Source organism: Candidimonas nitroreducens (assembly GCF_002209565.1).
In the GTDB taxonomy this organism is placed as follows: Bacteria; Pseudomonadota; Gammaproteobacteria; order Burkholderiales; family Burkholderiaceae_B; genus Candidimonas; species Candidimonas nitroreducens.
This window is the reverse complement of record NZ_NJIH01000003.1, coordinates 407303-424256: the sequence shown is the minus strand read 5'-3', so window position 1 is coordinate 424256 and position 16954 is coordinate 407303. Positions and strand designations below refer to the sequence as shown.

Here is a 16954-nt window from a genome sequence, read left to right as displayed (position 1 = left end):
GAATGCCGGCCTGGGCGACGCCGCTATCCGCACTCAAGCCAATGGGTCTAGGGCCTGTTCACCCTAACAGGGCACTGAACGAACTATTGCAACAAGGAACCCGACATGAGCGACACCGAACAAGCCCCCGTCTATACACTAAGCCAGGGATCCATCCCCCTACTGGTCTCGATTCCCCACATGGGCACGCAGATCCCGCCCGATATCGCGGCCAGCATGACGCCGGTGGCGCAGCACTATGACGACACCGACTGGCACCTGGATCGCCTGTATTCTTTTGCGCGGGACATGGGCGCCTCGGTGCTGCAGCCGCGCTATTCGCGCTATGTGATCGATCTGAACCGGCCGCCCGACGGCGCGAGCCTGTACCCGGGCCAGGACACCACCGGCCTACTGCCCGTGGACACCTTCGACAAGGAAGCGCTGTACCCCGCGGGCGGGCTGCCCGACGAGGCGGAACAGCAGCGTCGGCTGAACCTGTACTGGAAACCCTATCATTCCGCCATCGAGGCCGAGCTGGCGCGGCTGCGCCGCGAGCACGGCCGGGTGCTGCTGTGGGAGGCGCATTCGATACGCTCGCACGTGCCGCGATTTTTCGAGGGGCGTTTGCCGGACTTCAACTTCGGCACGGCGCGCGATGCCAGCGCGCCGCCGGGGCTGGGCCAGGCGCTGGCCGACCTGGCAACGCGCGACGGCCGCTACACGGCAGTGGCCAATGGCCGCTTCACCGGCGGCTACATCACGCGCCATTACGGCCGGCCCGCCGAAGGCGTGTATGCGGTGCAGCTGGAGCAGTCGCAAATCACCTACATGCAGGAAAGCCGGCCGTATCCGTACCTGCCTGAACTCGCTGACGCAGCGGCCGTGGTGGTGCGGCAGGCGGTGGAGCTGGCGCTGGAATGGTTGAAGAAGTACGAGGGTTGACCGTTTGCCCCGCTCGACCGGCTGGCTGCCGCTACGCCAAGAAGAATACCAACCATGCAACGCGCTTAGCGGCACGCCGCCAAACCCGTATCAATGTTCCAGCAGCTCTTCCTGCCCGGCCAGCAGCGACTGATCCAGCACGCGCTCGGTCATGAGCTGGATGTCGTGGGCCAGCAGGCGGTCTTCCTGGTAGAAGGGGATTTCGGCGCGTATGCGCCGATGCACCGCCTGCAGCGCGGCCGAGGTCTGCAGCGGTGCGTGGAAGTCGATGCCTTGCACGGCGCACAGGAACTCGATGGCGAGGATGGCCGCGGTGTTGCGCGCCATCTCGTCGAGCCGCCGGGCGGCGAAGGTGGCCATGCTGACATGGTCTTCCTGGTTGGCCGAAGTCGGCAGGCTGTCGACGCTGGCGGGGTGCGCCAGCGATTTGTTCTCGGAGGCCAGGGCGGCGGCCGTGACGTGGGCGATCATGAAGCCGGAATTCAGGCCGGCCGAAGGCACCAGGAACGGCGGCAGGCCCGAAATGCTGGCGTCGATCAATAGCGCCACGCGGCGTTCGGCCAGCGCACCGGTCTCGGCGATCGCCAGCGCCAGTGTGTCGGCCGCGAAGGCCACCGGCTCGGCGTGGAAATTGCCGCCCGATATCACCTGGTCGGGCCGGCCGTCGGCGCCAGGGAAGATCAGCGGGTTGTCGGTGACGGCATTGGCCTCGATCAGCAGAGTCTGCGCGGCCTGGCGCTGCAGGTCGTGCACCGCGCCCATCACTTGGGGCTGGCAGCGCAGGCTGTACGGATCCTGCACCTTGTTGTCGTTGAGCACGTGCGACTGGCGGATGGCGCTGCCCGCCAGCAGGCGCCGGTACAGGCCGGCGGCGCGGATCTGGCCAGGCTGGCCGCGGATCTCGTGCACGCGCGGGTCGAAGGGCGCGTCGCTGCCCTTGGCCGCGTCCACGCTCATCGCGCCTACCAGCACCGCATTGCCGAACAGAATCTGCGCCAGGAACAGACCGTGCAGCGCCAGGGCCGTGGACACCTGCGTACCGTTGATCAGCGCCAGGCCTTCCTTGGCGGCCAGCGCCACGGGGCGGATACCGGCCTCGCGCAGCGCGTCGGCAGCCGGCATCAGGCGCCCGCGGAAACTCGCCTGCCCTTCGCCCATCAGCGCCAGCGTCATGTGCGCCAAGGGCGCCAGGTCGCCCGAGGCGCCCACCGAGCCCTTGGCGGGTATGTGCGGCAGCACGTCGGCGTTGTACATGTCCAGCAGGGTGGCCACGACTTCGGGGCGGATGCCCGAGTAGCCGCGCGCCAGGCTGCCGATCTTCAGCGCCATGACCAGGCGCACGATGGCTTCGGGCAGCGGCTCGCCCACGCCCACGGAATGCGAGAGGATCAGGTTTTTCTGCAGGCGTTCCAGGTCGACGTCCGGGATGCGTGTGTGCGCCAGCTTGCCGAAGCCGGTGTTGATGCCGTAGGCGGCGTCGCCCTGGGCGATGATGCGCCCGACTATGGCCGCCGAGGCGCTCATGGCTTCGACCGCGCCGGCGGCCAGCCCCAGGCTGACTTCGCCGCGCCAGATGCGGCGTATGTCGTTCAGGCCCAGTGCGCCGGGTCGAGTCTGCAATATGGGTTTGCTCATGGTGTTGCCTGTGTTGTCTGCCATTTATTTTCCGGGGCTTGCGATCGGCGTCTTACGAGCCGGCGATCGGCGCGGCAAGCGTGCCGAAAAACACGGCTCGAAGCCGCGGCCGCATAAGCAGTACGGCAAAACCAGGCCGCACCGTCATCCCCTTGTCGAAGCGCTGATGCGCCGCGGCCGATCGAAATTCATCGCCAGTACATCAACGCGCCTGCCGCCGCAGGCGTCCAACCCGCTCACCCTATCATCGGCAGCGTCAAACCATAGCGCCGTGCGGTCTCGATGGCCAGCTCGTAGCCGGCATCGGCGTGGCGCATGACGCCGCTGGCGCAATCGTTGACCAGCACGCGCGCCAGGCGCTCGCGCGCGGCGTCGCTGCCGTCGGCCACGATCACCATGCCGGCGTGCTGGCTGTAGCCCATGCCCACGCCGCCGCCATGATGGAACGAGACCCAGCTGGCGCCGCCAGCGGTGTTCAGCAGCGCATTGAGCAGCGGCCAGTCGGACACCGCGTCGGTGCCGTCGCGCATGGCCTCGGTCTCGCGGTTGGGGCTGGCCACCGAGCCGGTATCCAGGTGGTCGCGGCCAATGACGATGGGGCCTTTCAGTTCCCCACTGCGCACCATCTCGTTGAAGGCCAGGCCGGCCGCGTCGCGCTCGCCCAGGCCCAGCCAGCAGATGCGCGCCGGCAGGCCCTGGAAGGCGATGCGCTGGCGCGCCATGTCGAGCCAGCGATGCACGTGCGTATTGCTGGGGAACAGTTCCTTGATCTTGGCGTCGGTCTTGTAGATGTCTTCCGGGTCGCCCGACAGCGCCACCCAGCGGAACGGCCCCTTGCCCTGGCAGAACATGGGCCGGATGTAGGCGGGCACGAAGCCGGGAAAGTCGAAGGCGCGTTCGACGCCGTTGTCGCGCGCCACCTGGCGGATGTTGTTGCCGTAGTCGACTACCGGCACGCCCATGGCCTGGAATTCCAGCATGGCCTGCACGTGTCGCGCGCAAGACCGGCCCGCCTCGGCCTGCAACTCGGCATGGCGCGCCGGATCGCGCTGCGCCTGATGCCATTGATCCAGGCTCCAGCCTTCGGGCAGGTAGCCGTTGACGAGGTCGTGGGCGGAGGTCTGGTCGGTGACCAGGTCGGGCCGCGGGCCGCCCTCGCGCGCGCGGCGCGCCAGTTCCGGCACGACTTCGGCGGCATTGCCCAGCAGGCCTACCGACACGGCCTCTTTGCGGCCGGTGTGGTGGCGCATCAGCTCCAGCGCTTCATCCAGCGTGTGTGCCTGCTTGTCCAGGTAGCGGGTCTTGAGGCGGAAATCGATGCGCGACTGCTGGCATTCCACCACCAGCGAGCAGGCGCCGGCGAAGCTTGCGGCCAGCGGCTGCGCGCCGCCCATGCCGCCCAGCCCGGCGGTCAGGATCCAGCGCCCTTCCAGGCTGCCGCCGTAGTGCTGGCGGCCGGCCTCGGCAAAGGTCTCGTAAGTGCCTTGCACGATGCCCTGGCTGCCGATGTAGATCCAGCTGCCGGCGGTCATCTGGCCATACATGAAGAGGCCCGCGCGGTCGAGCTCGTGGAAGTGTTCCCAATCGGCCCAGCGCGGCACCAGGTTGGAATTGGCGATGAGCACGCGCGGCGCGTCGCGGTGAGTCTTGAACACACCCACCGGCTTGCCGGACTGGATCAGCAGCGACTCGTCGTCTTCGAGCGCGCGCAGGGTTTCCAGGATCTTGTCGTAGCATTCCCAGTTGCGCGCAGCGCGGCCGATGCCGCCGTACACCACCAGGTGCGCCGGGTTTTCGGCGACGGCCGGATCCAGGTTGTTCTGGATCATGCGATAGGCGGCCTCGGTGACCCAGCTCTTGCAGCTGAGCTTAGGCCCGGTGGGGGCATGAATTTCGCGGCTCGCATCGTAGCGCGGGTCATGGCTGACGGCCGCGGCGGAATCCTTGGACATGTTCATCTCCTGTGCGGGCAGTGGGCCGGCGAGGCGCACCACGGCCTGCCGGCTGCCGGCCGTGCCACGCCTGGCGCGCGGGCCCAGTTGCAGTATCGCTAGGCATCCGACGTTGCGGCGCGGTACCGGCCCAGCCCGGCTCGGCGCCGCGACGGCCGGCGGATCCAGCGATCCGGCGGCGCAGCATCGCAACATGCCGACAAACTGCCCGAATTCTTGTAAGCTCAGTTCATAATGTATATGCAAAGCGGGAATTTGTCTATACATATCAGACCAACTAGCCGCAGGCTGGCGCCGGGCTCCGCAGGCCGGGCGGTTTTCCATCGGCCGGTTTTGTTGCGACACGCGCTTTCGACATTCGATACGCCACGATCTTCGATTTTCCTTGCCCGCCGGAGTAGCCATGCCCGCGCCACGCGCCGTTACGAACCACACCGCCAAGGACGGCCAGCCGGCCTACCAGCAGATCAAGAATTTCGTGCTTGAAAAGATCCAGAGCGGGGCCTGGAAGGAAGGCGACCTGATTCCCACCGAGCTGGCGCTGTGCGATACCTTCAAGGTGTCGCGCATGACCGTCAACCGGGCCTTGCGCGAACTGACGGCCGACCAGCTGCTGGTGCGCTACAAGGGTTCGGGCACCTACGTGGCGCAACCGAAATTCCAGTCCACCCTGATCGAGATCCGCAGCATCGCCCAGGACATCCGCGAGCGCGGCCATCGCCACGGCAGCAAGGTGCTGCGGCTGGACAGCGTGCACGCCAGCGAGCCGCAGGCGCGGCGCTTTCGCATCGCCCCCGGCGCGCGCCTGTTCCATTCCGTGATCGTGCACTACGAGAACGAAACCGCGATCCAACTGGAAGACCGGCTGGTGGACGCGCAGGCGGCGCCCGCCTACCTGGAACAGGACTGGAGCGCCCAGACCCCGAACGAATACCTGATGCGCGTGGCGCCGCTGCCCACCGGCCAGTACAGCATCGAGGTGCAGCTGCCGAACCGCGAAGTGGCCGCGGCGCTGGACATCCCGGCCACCCAGCCCTGCCTGGTGATGGATCGGGTCACTTTTTCCAATGACGCGTTCACCTCGAACGCAACCATGTGGCATCCGGGCAACCGCTACAAGTTCACCGGCCGGTACTGAAAGGCTAAGCGCTCCTACAGCACTGCCGGGCGGTGCAACGATCCGGAGCGCGATGGCCCGGCGCGCGAAAGCCCGGGGCGCGAAAGCCTGAACCCGGCGCAACGACGCACATGCGGCTGACGGGCCACCGGCAATGGAAAATGTCGGACAATACAGGCACTGGCATCCGCCCGGCGCGACCGACCCAACACCGTCACTCCGATACCCTCGCCAACATCCGCTAATCGCCCATACCGTCAACGTAGGCAACATCATGTCCCAAAACCCGTCCGACACCCATCTCGACACCCTGCTGCAGCACACCGGCGTGGCCGGCTTCGACCCGGAAACCGGCTGCGCGCCGGTGGCGCTGCCGTCCATGCGCACCAGCACGGTGCGCTTCGAATCGCTGCAGGCGCTGGAGCGCGCCCAGGCGGGCAAGGCGCGCGGCGAGCGCGTCGTCACCTATGGGCGGGTCGGCATGCAGACGCACGCGGCGCTGGAGCAAGTGTTCTGCGAGCTGGAAGGCGCCAGCCGGGCCTTTCTCGCACCTTCGGGCCTGTCGGCCATCACCCTGGCGCTGTTCGCGCTGCTGGATAGCGGCTCGCACATGCTGGCCGCCGACTGCGTGTACGGCCCGGTGCGCCACCTGGACAAGACCGTGCTGCGGCGCATGGGCATACAGGTGGACTATGCTCCCGCCACACCCGAGGCCCTGGCGCCGCTGCTGCGGCCCGAAACGCGCGTGCTGTACGTGGAGTCGCCCGGCTCGCTGCTGTTCGAGATGCTCGACCTGCCGGCGCTGGCAGAATTCGCGCACCGGCACGGCCTGCTGCTGGTCACCGACAACACCTGGGGCTCGGGCTATATCTACCGGCCGCTGGATCTGGGCGCCGACGTGTCGGTGGTGGCCGGCACCAAATATGTGGGCGGCCATTCCGACCTGATGCTCGGCGCAGCCATGGCGCGCGACAACGAAGTCGTGCAGCGCCTCAACGAAACCCATTACGCCATGGGCTATTCCATCAGCGCCGACGACGCCTGGCTGGCTTTGCGCGGCGTGCGCACCCTGCCGATACGCATGCGCGAGCACGCCGAGCACGCGCTGCGCATCTGCGACTTCCTGCGCACCCGCCCCGAGGTCGCGCGCCTGTACCATCCGGCGCTGCCGGACGATGCCGGCCACGCGCTGTGGCGGCGCGACTGCAGCGGCTCGAACGGCATGATGGCCGTCGAGCTCAAGCTGGACGCCGCGGCCGCGCGGCGCTTCGTCGACGCGCTGCAGCTGTTCGGCATCGGCTTCTCGTGGGGCGGCTTCGAAAGCCTGGTGCAGCTCGTGGACGCCGGCTCGCTGGCGCAGCACCGCTACTGGCAGCGCAGCGGCAACGCGCTGGTGCGCCTGCACATCGGCCTGGAATCGCCCGACGACCTGGCTGCCGACCTGGCCCAGGCCCTGGACGCCGCCAGCCGCGCCGCCGCCTGATACGGATTCGCAATCAAGAAGATAAGGACGTTGCCTGGCGCTGCCATACTATTTGTACTGTTTGCGGCTTCACCTCTTGTTCTTTCATCGCGCTTGCCATTTTGATCGCAAACCCATATAAGGCATTGCCACCCGAAGCACTGCCGCTTTAGGCACTACTGCCTGAAGCGCCACCCCTACAAGTAAAGACGCCATGCTCAGCCTGCAAGTCGCGCTATCGTTTTTCGGCATCGCCGTCGTGCTGGCGCTGGTGCCGGGCCCGGACAATCTGTTCGTGCTGATGCAGTCGGCAATGTGGGGCCGCAAGTCGGGCATATGCGTGGTGCTGGGGCTGTGCACCGGGCTGCTGGTGCACACGGCGGCAGTGGCCCTGGGGCTCGCGGCGATCTTCGCTGCGTCGGCCAGCGCCTTCACGGTATTGAAGCTGGCCGGCGCAGCCTACCTGGCCTACCTGGCGTGGGGCGCGTTCCGCGCACGCGGCCACCTCGACTCGCACGACAAGATTCCGCGGCGCCCGGCCGGCGTGCTATACCGCCGCGGCATCTTGATGAACCTCAGCAACCCCAAGGTGTCGCTGTTCTTCCTGGCCTTCCTGCCGCAATTCACCGCTCCGGCGCGCGGCCCGGTGGCCTTGCAGATTTTGCAGCTGGGCGCCCTGTTCATACTGGCCGCGCTGCTGGTGTTCGGCTGCATCGCGTTTTTCTCGGGGCTGTTCGGCCAGCACGTGCAGCGCTCGCCACGCGCGCGGCGCGTGCTGAACCGCTGCGCCGGCGTGGTGTTCCTGGGCCTGGCAGTGAAGCTGGCGCTGTCGGGGCGCTGAGCGCCGGCGCCTGCCGGATCCGGCAAGCGCCGATCCGATGCGGCGCTCCATTTTCAGTATCCTCTTTTTACATCCTCTTGCTTAAAGCCTGCGGCGGCGGGCCATTCCGTCGGCCAAGGCGGGCCCGGACACAGACGGCGCCGCGGCGGGGAATCATGCACATGCCTGCATGATGATTATCGAACTTCGAAGATGGCCGCTGTCCTGGCTCATCCCTATACTATTCCCCCAAATCAATGACACGTGGAGCGAGACAATGCGTACTCCTATGATCGCCATAGGACTGGTCGCCTGTACGGTGTTCGGTTCGGTGCAAGCCGCGGCGTATCCCAATCGCCCGATCAAGATGGTGGTGGCCTGGGCAGCAGGCGGCGGAACCGACATTCCCGCACGCGTGGTCGCCGACCACCTGTCGAAGCAATTGAAGGTGCCGGTGATCGTCGAAAACCGCACCGGTGCGAGCGGCATGATAGGCAGCGAGTATGTGGCGCGGGCGGCACCGGACGGATACACCATCCAATACACCGTTGCCGACTCGCATTCAGTCGACCCGCACCTGTTCCCGAACATCCCTTACGACGCACGGCACGACTTCGTACCCGTCGCAATAATCGGATACAACCCCACCGTGCTCATCGTCAACTCGCACCTGGGCATAGAGACCTTTCCGGACTTCATCCGGTACGCCAAGGCCCACCCCAACAAGTTGACGTTCTCCAGCTGGGGGCTGGGCAGCGGCGGGCAGGTGCGCATGGCCGTGATCATGAACGAAACCGGCATCAAGCTGCGGCACATTCCATTCAAGGGATCCGCGCCGGCCCTGCAGGCCGTGGTGGGTGGCCACGTGGATTCGATGATCGTACCGGCGTCGATGGCAAAGCCCCAGGCGGATGCGGGCAGGGTCAAGATGCTGGCCGTCGATACGCAGCAGCGCGCCGATCTGGCGCCGGGCGTGAAAACCTATGCCGAGCAGGGCTACTCGTACAACCTTCGGTTCTGGCAAGGCATTCTCGCGCCGAAGAACACGCCGCAAGCCATCGTGGACACGCTGAACAAAGCGATCAATGCCAGCCTGTCCACGCCGCAGGCCAAGGCCGACCTGCACCGGATAGGCATCATCCGCCTCTCGCCGGGCGACGGCGGGCCCGCGGCAACCAAGGCCTACATGGATGAGGAATACGTGCGGTGGGGCAAGGTCATCAAAGCCGCGAAGATCAGCGTGCAATAGCGCCAGGAGCAACCATGTCGAAGATGCGCCGCCAGTTTTTCGCCTCTCCGCTGCTCACATTCCTGCTCGGATTCGCGGGGCTTGCGGGCTTCCCGCCGGCAGGGCGGGCGCAGCAGGCATATCCCAACCAGCCCATCAAGCTGGTCACGCCCGCCGCGCCAGGCGGGGCGACCGACGTATTTGCCCGCCGCTTCGCACAGAAACTCGAAAGCGTGCTCGGCACCTCGGTGTACATCGAAAACAAGGGGGGCGGGGGCGGCACCATCGGCACCGCGGATGTCGTCCACGCCGCTCCCGATGGCTACACCCTGCTCATGGGCACCACCGGCACCAACGTCATCAATCCCTTGACCATGAAGGTGCCCTTCGACACGCAGAAGGACTTGCGAGCCATCGCGGTGGTGGGCCTGGTGCCGTTCTGCCTGGAAGTCTATCCGGGGCTGCACGTAAACACGGTGCGCGAATTCATCGACCTGATCAAGCAGCACCCGGGCGAGTATTCGTACGCGACCAACGGGCCGGCGGGCTTCGTGCATCTCACGACCCTGCTGTTCGCCCAGAAGGCCGGCTTGCAGATGCAGGCGGTGCCTTATAAGGGCGGGACACTGATGGTGCAGGATCTATTGACCGGCAGGGTGCCCATTTACTTCAACGTGCTCAACGGCGCGATCCCTCTGTACAAGAGCGGACAGGTGAAGATCCTCGCGGTCACCGGCACACAGCGCGCCAAGGCGGTTCCCGAGATTCCCACGGTGGCGGAGTCCGGCCTGCCGGGATTCGCATCCGAAACCGCCTTCATCCTGTCCGCGCCCGTGAAGACGCCATCGGCGGTGATCGACAAGCTCCTCGATGCGACGCGCCAGGTAACCGCCGATGCGGCATTCCAGCAGGCGCTTCTGGCCATGGCGGTAAGGCCGGTGCTCGATTCGGATCCTGCCAAGGCGGCGGCTTTCATACGCTCGCAATTCGCGCAGTGGCGGCCCCTGGCCGAAGAGGTGCACAAGCAGCAGAAGTAAACGCGCCCAAAACCTGGCACAAGCCGTTATTCCACGTCCAAACCGGCAGCCGGCTTCGTCGGCTCCGCCTGCCGCAGCAGGCGCATTGCTTGCGCCTCGCGTTCGCTTTCACGACAGGTTTAGAAATGGTATCAGACGCGCGCGGGCTTGCTCGCCAGGGTCTTGGCGGCCGCGACCAGCGCGTTGCGCAGCCATTTGTGTTCCGCGTCTTTCTGAAAGCGCTCGTGCCAGTACGCGGTGTAGCGCACCGGAGGCAGCCGCACCGGCGGTTCGTAGATGCGCAGCGGCCGTCGTTCGATATATAGGCGCGCCAGCAGAAACGGCAGGATCGCCATCAGGTCGGTGTCCACCAGAAGGTCGGGGACCACTTGGAAATTCTGCACCACGAACTTCCAGGAAATCTTGTACCCCTGTTTTTCCAGCGCCTGGTCGATGATGCGCCGCGTCGCGGTCTGGTTGTAGTTGTATGTGCGCACCGTGGGCATGGTAAGGAACTGCTTCAGCGACAACGTCTCGCCGTGGCGCTTGTCGGCCAGGCACACCAGGCGGTCGTGCACCAGCGGGGTGGATCGCAGCGACTTGAAGGAAGTCGACAGCCAGGCAATGCGCAGGTCGAGCGAGCCGTTTTCCAGCATTTCATAGGCACGCTCGGGATCCGGCGGACGCACGATTACCTTGACATGGGGCGCCTCGCGGCGCAGCAGCCAGATAAGCGGCGGCGTCAGCAGCCGTTCCGAGAACTCGGAGGCGGAGATCACGAAAGTACGCTGCGACACCGTGGGATCGAACCGCTCGACCGGCCGCGTCAGGCGCTCGTGCTGCGCCAGGATGTCGCGCACGATTTCCTGGATTTCCAGCGCCCGCCCGGTGGGAATCATGCCGGCCTGCGAGCGGATCAGCAGCGGATCCTTGAACCATTCCCGCAGGCGGCCCAACAGATGACTGGTGGCGGGTTGAGACAAACCAAGGCGTTCCGCCGAACGGCTGACGCTGCGCTCGTCCATCAGTATCAGGAAGGCCCGAAACAGGCGCATTTCCGAAGTTTCCATGTCGTGCTCCAGAGCGCGCTGCGCTTGAGTATTTATTATCTTGCATTTCAGACATTCGGGATAGGAATATAGCCCGGTGCCGGCATCATATCTATACTGGTTTTGCTCTCGAGCGCGCGGCGCCCGACCTCTTCACACCATCGCAAAATCATCAAAGACCATGGCAGAAATCGAGACCAAATTCGTCGGAGACATGAGCCGGCTTTCTTCAAGAATCGAGATGTACGAACGCATGCAGCCCGCGTTCTACCAGCAGGAAGTAGAAAAGGTCTTTCGACGGGCCTGGCTGGTGGCCGCCTGTACGACCGAGATCCCAGTACCGGGAAGCTTCGTGCTGGCCGACATCCCGCCATTGAAGCTATCGATCCTGATCGTACATTCCAACGACGGCAAGATCCGCGCATTCCACAATGTTTGCCGGCACCGGGGCGACCGGCTGGTGCATACGCCGAACGGCTGCACCCGCGCCTTCACCTGCGCATTCCATGCGTGGTCCTATGCCACCGACGGGCGCCTGCTCAATATCACCGACGCCAGCCAGTTCGAGGACGTGGACAAAAGCCAGTATGGCCTGGTGCCCGTGCACTGCGAAGTCTGGGAAGACGTGGTTTTCGTCAACCTGGACAAGACGCCGCGCGAAACGCTGAAGGAATTCCTGGGCGACATGTACGACCAGTACAAGGGTTTCGCGAAAAACCGGGTCAAGATCGCCGACCATCGGCTGGTGCTGAACACGAACTGGAATCTCGCGACCAACGCCTTCAGCGAGGGCTATCACAACCTGTACATTCACAAGAACACCGTACCGGATTATCAAGGCGGCCCGAACAACCCGGATCGCCACCGCGCCTACCTGGAAGTCGGCCGGCATTTCGGCCGCTATTCCACGCACGGCAACCAGAATCACAAGAAAACCGCCACCGAAGAAGTCGTGTTCCGGTATTCCAAGCCGATGTTCCCGTGGTTTCCCAAATTCGATTATTCGACGCAGCCGCCCGGCATCAACCCTTCGCGCTTCGAGGAATGGGGATTCGATATCGTCCATATCTTTCCCAACTGCGTGTTCGCGCCGCAGGCCAACACCCATTCGTACATGACTTTCTGGCCTATCGACCACAACCACACCGAAATCCGCAACTGGCGCTTCGCGTACCAGTCGGACAACCCGGCAGACGCCATCGCCCAGGCATATTCGGTCACCCGCGCGCGCGAGGTGATCCGTGAAGACATGAATACGATGGAAACCAACCTGATAGGCATTCTGTCCGGCGCCATCCCGCACACGGTACTGTCCAAGCAGGAGCGTGTCATCCAGAACCACTATCGCGCCATCGACGACATGCTGGCACAGGACTGAACCATGACCGATACCCAAACACCGCCCTGCACGCGCGAACTGCCCGAAGCGTTCTCGGATCTCGCCGCCCTCGTGCCCGAATGGGCTCTGCCCTCTGAAGAAAAGCGTTTCTACAAACTGCATTCGGTCAAGCTGGAGGATCTCCGGGCTTTCTACGACGTCATGCTGCCCCGCCTGCCGGCGATCATGGACTACCTGAGCCAGTTCAAGCTGCACGACCTGCCGGCGCAGGCGCGCACGCTGTTCGATCTGGCAATGACATTCGTCGAGACATCCCATCCCATAGACCTCGGCTGGAAGGACACGGATTTTCCCGGCGCCTATCGCTGGCAGGCCTTCGAGTTCCGCTCGATCAGCCAGCGCAGCCACGCCGACCCGCATCCGGCGACAGTGCGCTGAAGCGGCGCCTCTATTGGCTCCGGCTATTTTCAATACCTATAAAAGAAGGAGGCAATAGCATGAAGGTGCTGCGTGGAATTTCCCGGGCAAGGCGCCGTATCCTGATTACAACCGCACACACAATGGCCATCGCGGCGATCTGTCCGCTGGCGGCGCAGGGCGCCGCGAATCCGGCGGCGTCCTATCCCAGCAAGCCCATTCGCATCATCGTTCCTTATGCGGCGGGAGGCGGCACCGATTTGGAAGCGCGCATGTGGGCCCAATCGCTGCAGAAGAATCTGGGCCAAAGCGTTATCGTGGAAAACATGGCGGGATCCAACGGCATGATAGGCACCGCATATGCCGCCAAAGCGGCACCCGATGGCTACACGCTCTATATCGCCACCTATGGTTTTCCGGTAGTTCCTCTTCTGATGAAAAGCCCGCGCTACACCGTTGCCGATTTCGCGCCCATCATACGCATCGGCGCTGGGCCGCTGGCGCTGGTGGTAGCGGCCAACTCGCCATTTCACAGCACGCAAGACGTCATCGCCGCCGCGCGGGCCAAGCCTTCTTCGCTGAATGTCGGCACACTGGGCAATGGCTCGCAGGAACAAATGGGTTCCCAGAAATTCCAGAAAGCGGCAAAAGTGCGATTGACCGAAATCCCCTACAAGGGCGGCGCTCCAGCGATGGTCGATCTCATGGGCGGGCGATTGCAACTGATGTTCGAGGCGCTGCCCACAGTCATGAGCTACATCAAATCCGGCACCATCAGGGCGCTCGGGGTAACCAGCGCACGGCGTTCGAGCCAATTGCCCAACGTTCCCACGCTGGCCGAGCAAGGGCTGCAATCCGTCGAAGTGACTTCCTGGTATGGCTTCCTGGCGCCCGCCAAAACGCCTTCGGCATACATAGAAAAATTGAACGCCGCTTTCCGGAAAGGCTTGTCCGACCCCAAGATGACTGCCCAGATGGCGAAGCTTTTCGGCTCGGAGCCCGTAGGCGGAACTGCCGCGAGCTTTTCCGAATTCCTGTCCACCCAGACCCGCGAAAATGCGGATCTGATAGCCAAGCTGGGCATCGAACGGCAATAGGGCCAGGCCGCACAGGCCCAGCCCCGCGGCCGATCGAGCCGGAAACGCCCGATACAGGCTTGCTACGCGCGCACGAAGCGCATGATGCCGTCCTCGCCTACGGCGCGCGTGAGCTTGCCGTCGAAATACAGCGCGTGCAGGTGCGCCAGCGCCTCGCCCATGGCGAAGGTCATCTGGTGCAGATCCAGCTTGCGCTTGAACAGCACCGGCACGATGTCGGTGGTGCTGCGCGGCTCGCTACAGGCATCGAGCACCTCCTGCAGGCGCTCGGCATGGTGCGTCAGCTGCTGCGATACGCGTTCGTGCAGGCCCTTGAACGGCCGGCCGTGCGAGGGCAGCACCAGTGTGTCTTCCGGCAGCGGGTCGTAGCGGCGCAGCGAATCCAGGTACAGCGGCAGCGGGTTGGCGTCGGGCTCGTAGGCGAACACGCTGACGTTGGTGGAAATGCGCGGCAGCACCATATCGCCCGAGATCAGCACGTCGAGCGCCTCGCAATACAAGGACATGTGCTCGGGCGCATGGCCGTAGCCGGCGATGAGGCTCCATTGCCGACCGCCTATGGACAGGCGCTGGCCATTCATCAGCCGGTGAAACGCCGCGGGCACGTCAGGCACCAGGTTCGGGTAGTAGCCGGCGCGCTGGCGGATCTGCTCGAGGGCAGCGGGGTCGCGCATGCCATGAAGCGAAAAATGATCGACATTGGCTTGTCCGCCAGGGCCGCCCACAGCTGCCGTGCCGGCCGCCGGAGGACGCGACCAGAGCCGCGCCACCATGTAATCGGTCATGCTCATGTACAGCGGCGCCTGCCAGCGCTGGCACAGCCAATAGGCCAGGCCCACATGGTCGGGGTGCATGTGGGTGACGACCACGCGCAGCACCGGCAAGCCGTCCAGCTCTTGCTCGAATACCTGTTCCCACAAGGTCTTGACCTCGTCGCGCGAAATGCCGCAGTCGACCACCGTCCAGCCCTGGCGGCCGTCGATCTCGTCGCGCAGCAGCCAAAGGTTGATGTGATCCAGCGCGAAAGGTAGGGGCATGCGGATCCAGCGCACGCCATCGGCCACCGCCAAGGCGCGCCCCGGCTCGGGCTGCGCATCGCCCCAGGGATACTGCAACTTCTGTTCGTTGGGATTCATCAGATATTTCTCCGTTTGCGCTTCCTGCGCCATAGCCGGTTCGCCGCGCAGCCGGCGGCCGATAACCATAGGCTAGACCGCTGTATTATGGCATCATAATTTACGTTAACGTAAATTGCCCCGCCCGCCCCCATGTCCCAAGCCACCTGGACCATCTCCGAGCTTGCGCGCGAATTCGCGATCACGCCGCGCACCATACGCTTCTATGAAGACCAGGGCATCGTCAGCCCGACGCGCTCGGGGCGCAACCGGGTCTACCATCCGCGCGACCGCACCCGGCTGAAGCTGGCGCTGCGCGGCAAGCGGCTGGGCCTGCAGCTGGCCGAGATCCGCAACCTGATCGACATGTACGAAAGCCCGCGCGACACCACCGCGCAGCTGCGCGTGTACCTGGAAATGCTGGAAGCCCAGCGCAAGTCGCTGGAGCAGCAGCGCCGAGACCTGGATCTGACGCTGGCCGAGATCCGCGAGCAGCAGCAGAACTGCCACGCGCTGCTGGCCGAGCGCGAACCGCGGCAAACGTGAAAAGGCCTGGCTCAGCCTGCAACACCCCAGGCCACGGCCATGTCCGCGCGCAGCGCGGGGGGAATGCGCTCATCACGCTTGGCTTGGCGCATCGCTTCGCGCTTGCCTTCGGCGATGCGCTGCAGAACCTCGCGGGGGTTGCTGACTTCGCAGACCTTGCTACCGAACAGCATCAATTCATCGGGTGTAGGGTAGCTACGGTTCTGATGCTTGCCGGAAAATAGCTTCAATGCCAAGGTACGGTCTTCCAGCTCCGGGCCACCATCGTAGCGGGTATAGCGATAAATTGCTGTCGTGACGACATCGAACATGGGTGCCAACCAGGCATCTTGGGCCGATCGATACAGCACCCCGTAATTCTTCAGATGGCCGTCGCCGTTACGAACCATGATAGTGAAGGCGACTTGTTCAAAAAAGCGGTGCAGATTGACACGAGGCAATTGCAATTGCTTGAGCAGTTCGGCCACACGCTGGTAGCTCCCTTGGTACTTGCGATCGGCCAATACATCGCGTACGCGCAATCCGGCCAAAGCGGCGATGTCCTCGAACCCCAGGCGCTCGATACCTCCATCGGCCGTTGCCACCAGATCGAAGCGATCCAGCACCAGCATCTGTCCATCGTGCGATAGGGCAAACTCCGGCGTGGCGATGCCCGCCAATCGGGCTGCCGTCAAACACAAATATTCGTTGGCAGCCAGGCCCGGGTAGGCCGGACTGGCCGCCTTGACGATCAGGGACGGAATGGGCACGGTGGGCCTGTCCGGAACCATGATCTTGGGCTGCATCCCCGCTATTCCGGCCCCGGTACTAAGATAGGCTCGCACCAACTCATCGAACACCTCGGGCGTGTAGGCGGTGTTAAGGAGTGCCTCTTTGGTCAAGACCGGCGCCGCCGCCGCGGGTGGATTACGCGGCAGGCGATAGCCAAGCCGCCCGATGCCGTTATCGCCTATCAGGGCTAGCAGGTGCATGGGCGTCAGCGGCTGCTTGGGAAACGCCTCGCGCAGCCGCAGGAACAGGTCGCCTTCCGGCAGATTCTGATCCATAACCGGAAACAGGTCGCCGTCCTGCCAAGTGAGCTGCGTGCCGGCCGGCATGAGCAAAGCAACGGACGCCTGATCGGGCTGCGACGCCAAGTAGCGAAACTCATAGGTCGACTGCTTGAGCAGCTGCCCCGCACTGAGGTCACGCCCGATGGCGATTTGCAGTTCGCGGATCTTCTCGGGCAGCATCCGGG

Annotated in this window: 15 protein-coding genes; 10 read left to right on the top strand and 5 right to left on the bottom strand. The window is 64.5% G+C overall.

Annotated features, from left to right (window positions below):
- Window positions 1-105 precede the first annotated feature (105 nt).
- The gene (hutG, locus tag CEY11_RS05600; RefSeq protein ID WP_088602366.1) at window positions 106-924 is read left to right on the top strand and encodes an N-formylglutamate deformylase; all 819 of its coding nucleotides are present in this window, start codon (window positions 106-108) and stop codon (window positions 922-924) included.
- Between the two features lie 90 nt (window positions 925-1014).
- Here hutG and hutH read toward each other — a convergent pair whose 3' ends face one another.
- Both hutH and hutU read right to left on the bottom strand, forming a co-directional pair.
- Window positions 1015-2559 carry a histidine ammonia-lyase gene (hutH, locus tag CEY11_RS05595; protein ID WP_088602739.1) on the bottom strand — a complete coding sequence of 515 codons (1545 nt, stop codon included), beginning with the start codon at window positions 2557-2559 and terminating at the stop codon, window positions 1015-1017.
- A gap of 236 nt (window positions 2560-2795) precedes the next feature.
- On the bottom strand, window positions 2796-4517 hold the full coding sequence (hutU, locus tag CEY11_RS05590) for a urocanate hydratase (protein WP_088602738.1): 1722 nt from the start codon (window positions 4515-4517) through the stop codon (window positions 2796-2798).
- A gap of 397 nt (window positions 4518-4914) precedes the next feature.
- Here hutU and hutC point away from each other — a divergent pair, with 397 nt between their 5' ends.
- From hutC to CEY11_RS05565, 5 genes are all read left to right on the top strand, one after another.
- Window positions 4915-5649, top strand: a complete 735-nt coding sequence (hutC, locus tag CEY11_RS05585; protein ID WP_088602365.1) for a histidine utilization repressor — start codon at window positions 4915-4917, stop codon at window positions 5647-5649.
- 253 nt (window positions 5650-5902) lie between these two features.
- A complete protein-coding gene (gene metC, locus CEY11_RS05580) occupies window positions 5903-7111 on the top strand; it encodes a cystathionine beta-lyase (RefSeq protein ID WP_088602364.1) in 1209 nt (402 codons plus the stop codon).
- A 193-nt stretch (window positions 7112-7304) separates the two neighbouring features.
- The gene (locus CEY11_RS05575) at window positions 7305-7931 is read left to right on the top strand and encodes a LysE family translocator (RefSeq protein ID WP_088602363.1); all 627 of its coding nucleotides are present in this window, start codon (window positions 7305-7307) and stop codon (window positions 7929-7931) included.
- Window positions 7932-8187: 256 nt separating this feature from the next.
- Window positions 8188-9159 carry a Bug family tripartite tricarboxylate transporter substrate binding protein gene (locus tag CEY11_RS05570; protein WP_158215188.1) on the top strand — a complete coding sequence of 324 codons (972 nt, stop codon included), beginning with the start codon at window positions 8188-8190 and terminating at the stop codon, window positions 9157-9159.
- A 14-nt stretch (window positions 9160-9173) separates the two neighbouring features.
- Complete coding sequence (locus CEY11_RS05565) at window positions 9174-10175, top strand: Bug family tripartite tricarboxylate transporter substrate binding protein (protein WP_088602361.1); 1002 nt, start codon at window positions 9174-9176, stop codon at window positions 10173-10175.
- A gap of 131 nt (window positions 10176-10306) precedes the next feature.
- On the opposite strand, the gene CEY11_RS05560 is transcribed toward CEY11_RS05565, so the two are convergent.
- On the bottom strand, window positions 10307-11224 hold the full coding sequence (locus CEY11_RS05560; RefSeq protein WP_088602360.1) for a LysR family transcriptional regulator: 918 nt from the start codon (window positions 11222-11224) through the stop codon (window positions 10307-10309).
- 160 nt (window positions 11225-11384) lie between these two features.
- On the opposite strand from CEY11_RS05560, the gene CEY11_RS05555 reads away from it, so the two are divergent.
- The 3 genes from CEY11_RS05555 to CEY11_RS05545 are packed head-to-tail and all read left to right on the top strand — an operon-like array spanning window position 11385 to window position 14056.
- Entirely contained in the window at window positions 11385-12581 is a 1197-nt protein-coding gene (locus CEY11_RS05555; RefSeq protein WP_088602359.1) for an aromatic ring-hydroxylating oxygenase subunit alpha, read from the top strand.
- A 3-nt stretch (window positions 12582-12584) separates the two neighbouring features.
- A complete protein-coding gene (locus CEY11_RS05550) occupies window positions 12585-12980 on the top strand; it encodes a hypothetical protein (RefSeq protein WP_088602358.1) in 396 nt (131 codons plus the stop codon).
- A 59-nt stretch (window positions 12981-13039) separates the two neighbouring features.
- On the top strand, window positions 13040-14056 hold the full coding sequence (locus tag CEY11_RS05545) for a Bug family tripartite tricarboxylate transporter substrate binding protein (protein ID WP_088602357.1): 1017 nt from the start codon (window positions 13040-13042) through the stop codon (window positions 14054-14056).
- 62 nt (window positions 14057-14118) lie between these two features.
- Here CEY11_RS05545 and CEY11_RS05540 read toward each other — a convergent pair whose 3' ends face one another.
- A complete protein-coding gene (locus CEY11_RS05540; protein ID WP_088602737.1) occupies window positions 14119-15192 on the bottom strand; it encodes an MBL fold metallo-hydrolase in 1074 nt (357 codons plus the stop codon).
- A gap of 132 nt (window positions 15193-15324) precedes the next feature.
- On the opposite strand from CEY11_RS05540, the gene CEY11_RS05535 reads away from it, so the two are divergent.
- Window positions 15325-15717, top strand: a complete 393-nt coding sequence (locus CEY11_RS05535; RefSeq protein WP_088602356.1) for a MerR family transcriptional regulator — start codon at window positions 15325-15327, stop codon at window positions 15715-15717.
- A gap of 11 nt (window positions 15718-15728) precedes the next feature.
- Here CEY11_RS05535 and CEY11_RS05530 read toward each other — a convergent pair whose 3' ends face one another.
- A complete protein-coding gene (locus CEY11_RS05530; RefSeq protein WP_088602355.1) occupies window positions 15729-16949 on the bottom strand; it encodes a type II toxin-antitoxin system HipA family toxin in 1221 nt (406 codons plus the stop codon).
- Between the last annotated feature and the right edge of the window lie 5 nt (window positions 16950-16954).

What these genes read in the sequence shown, in the direction of transcription:
- hutG (WP_088602366.1), top strand. Translation starts at nt 106, where the DNA reads ATGAGCGACACCGAACAAGCCCCCGTCTATACACTAAGCCAGGGATCC.
- hutH (WP_088602739.1), bottom strand. Translation starts at nt 2,559, where the DNA reads ATGAGCAAACCCATATTGCAGACTCGACCCGGCGCACTGGGCCTGAAC.
- hutU (WP_088602738.1), bottom strand. Translation starts at nt 4,517, where the DNA reads ATGAACATGTCCAAGGATTCCGCCGCGGCCGTCAGCCATGACCCGCGC.
- hutC (WP_088602365.1), top strand. Translation starts at nt 4,915, where the DNA reads ATGCCCGCGCCACGCGCCGTTACGAACCACACCGCCAAGGACGGCCAG.
- metC (WP_088602364.1), top strand. Translation starts at nt 5,903, where the DNA reads ATGTCCCAAAACCCGTCCGACACCCATCTCGACACCCTGCTGCAGCAC.
- CEY11_RS05575 (WP_088602363.1), top strand. Translation starts at nt 7,305, where the DNA reads ATGCTCAGCCTGCAAGTCGCGCTATCGTTTTTCGGCATCGCCGTCGTG.
- CEY11_RS05570 (WP_158215188.1), top strand. Translation starts at nt 8,188, where the DNA reads ATGCGTACTCCTATGATCGCCATAGGACTGGTCGCCTGTACGGTGTTC.
- CEY11_RS05565 (WP_088602361.1), top strand. Translation starts at nt 9,174, where the DNA reads ATGTCGAAGATGCGCCGCCAGTTTTTCGCCTCTCCGCTGCTCACATTC.
- CEY11_RS05560 (WP_088602360.1), bottom strand. Translation starts at nt 11,224, where the DNA reads ATGGAAACTTCGGAAATGCGCCTGTTTCGGGCCTTCCTGATACTGATG.
- CEY11_RS05555 (WP_088602359.1), top strand. Translation starts at nt 11,385, where the DNA reads ATGGCAGAAATCGAGACCAAATTCGTCGGAGACATGAGCCGGCTTTCT.
- CEY11_RS05550 (WP_088602358.1), top strand. Translation starts at nt 12,585, where the DNA reads ATGACCGATACCCAAACACCGCCCTGCACGCGCGAACTGCCCGAAGCG.
- CEY11_RS05545 (WP_088602357.1), top strand. Translation starts at nt 13,040, where the DNA reads ATGAAGGTGCTGCGTGGAATTTCCCGGGCAAGGCGCCGTATCCTGATT.
- CEY11_RS05540 (WP_088602737.1), bottom strand. Translation starts at nt 15,192, where the DNA reads ATGAATCCCAACGAACAGAAGTTGCAGTATCCCTGGGGCGATGCGCAG.
- CEY11_RS05535 (WP_088602356.1), top strand. Translation starts at nt 15,325, where the DNA reads ATGTCCCAAGCCACCTGGACCATCTCCGAGCTTGCGCGCGAATTCGCG.
- CEY11_RS05530 (WP_088602355.1), bottom strand. Translation starts at nt 16,949, where the DNA reads ATGCTGCCCGAGAAGATCCGCGAACTGCAAATCGCCATCGGGCGTGAC.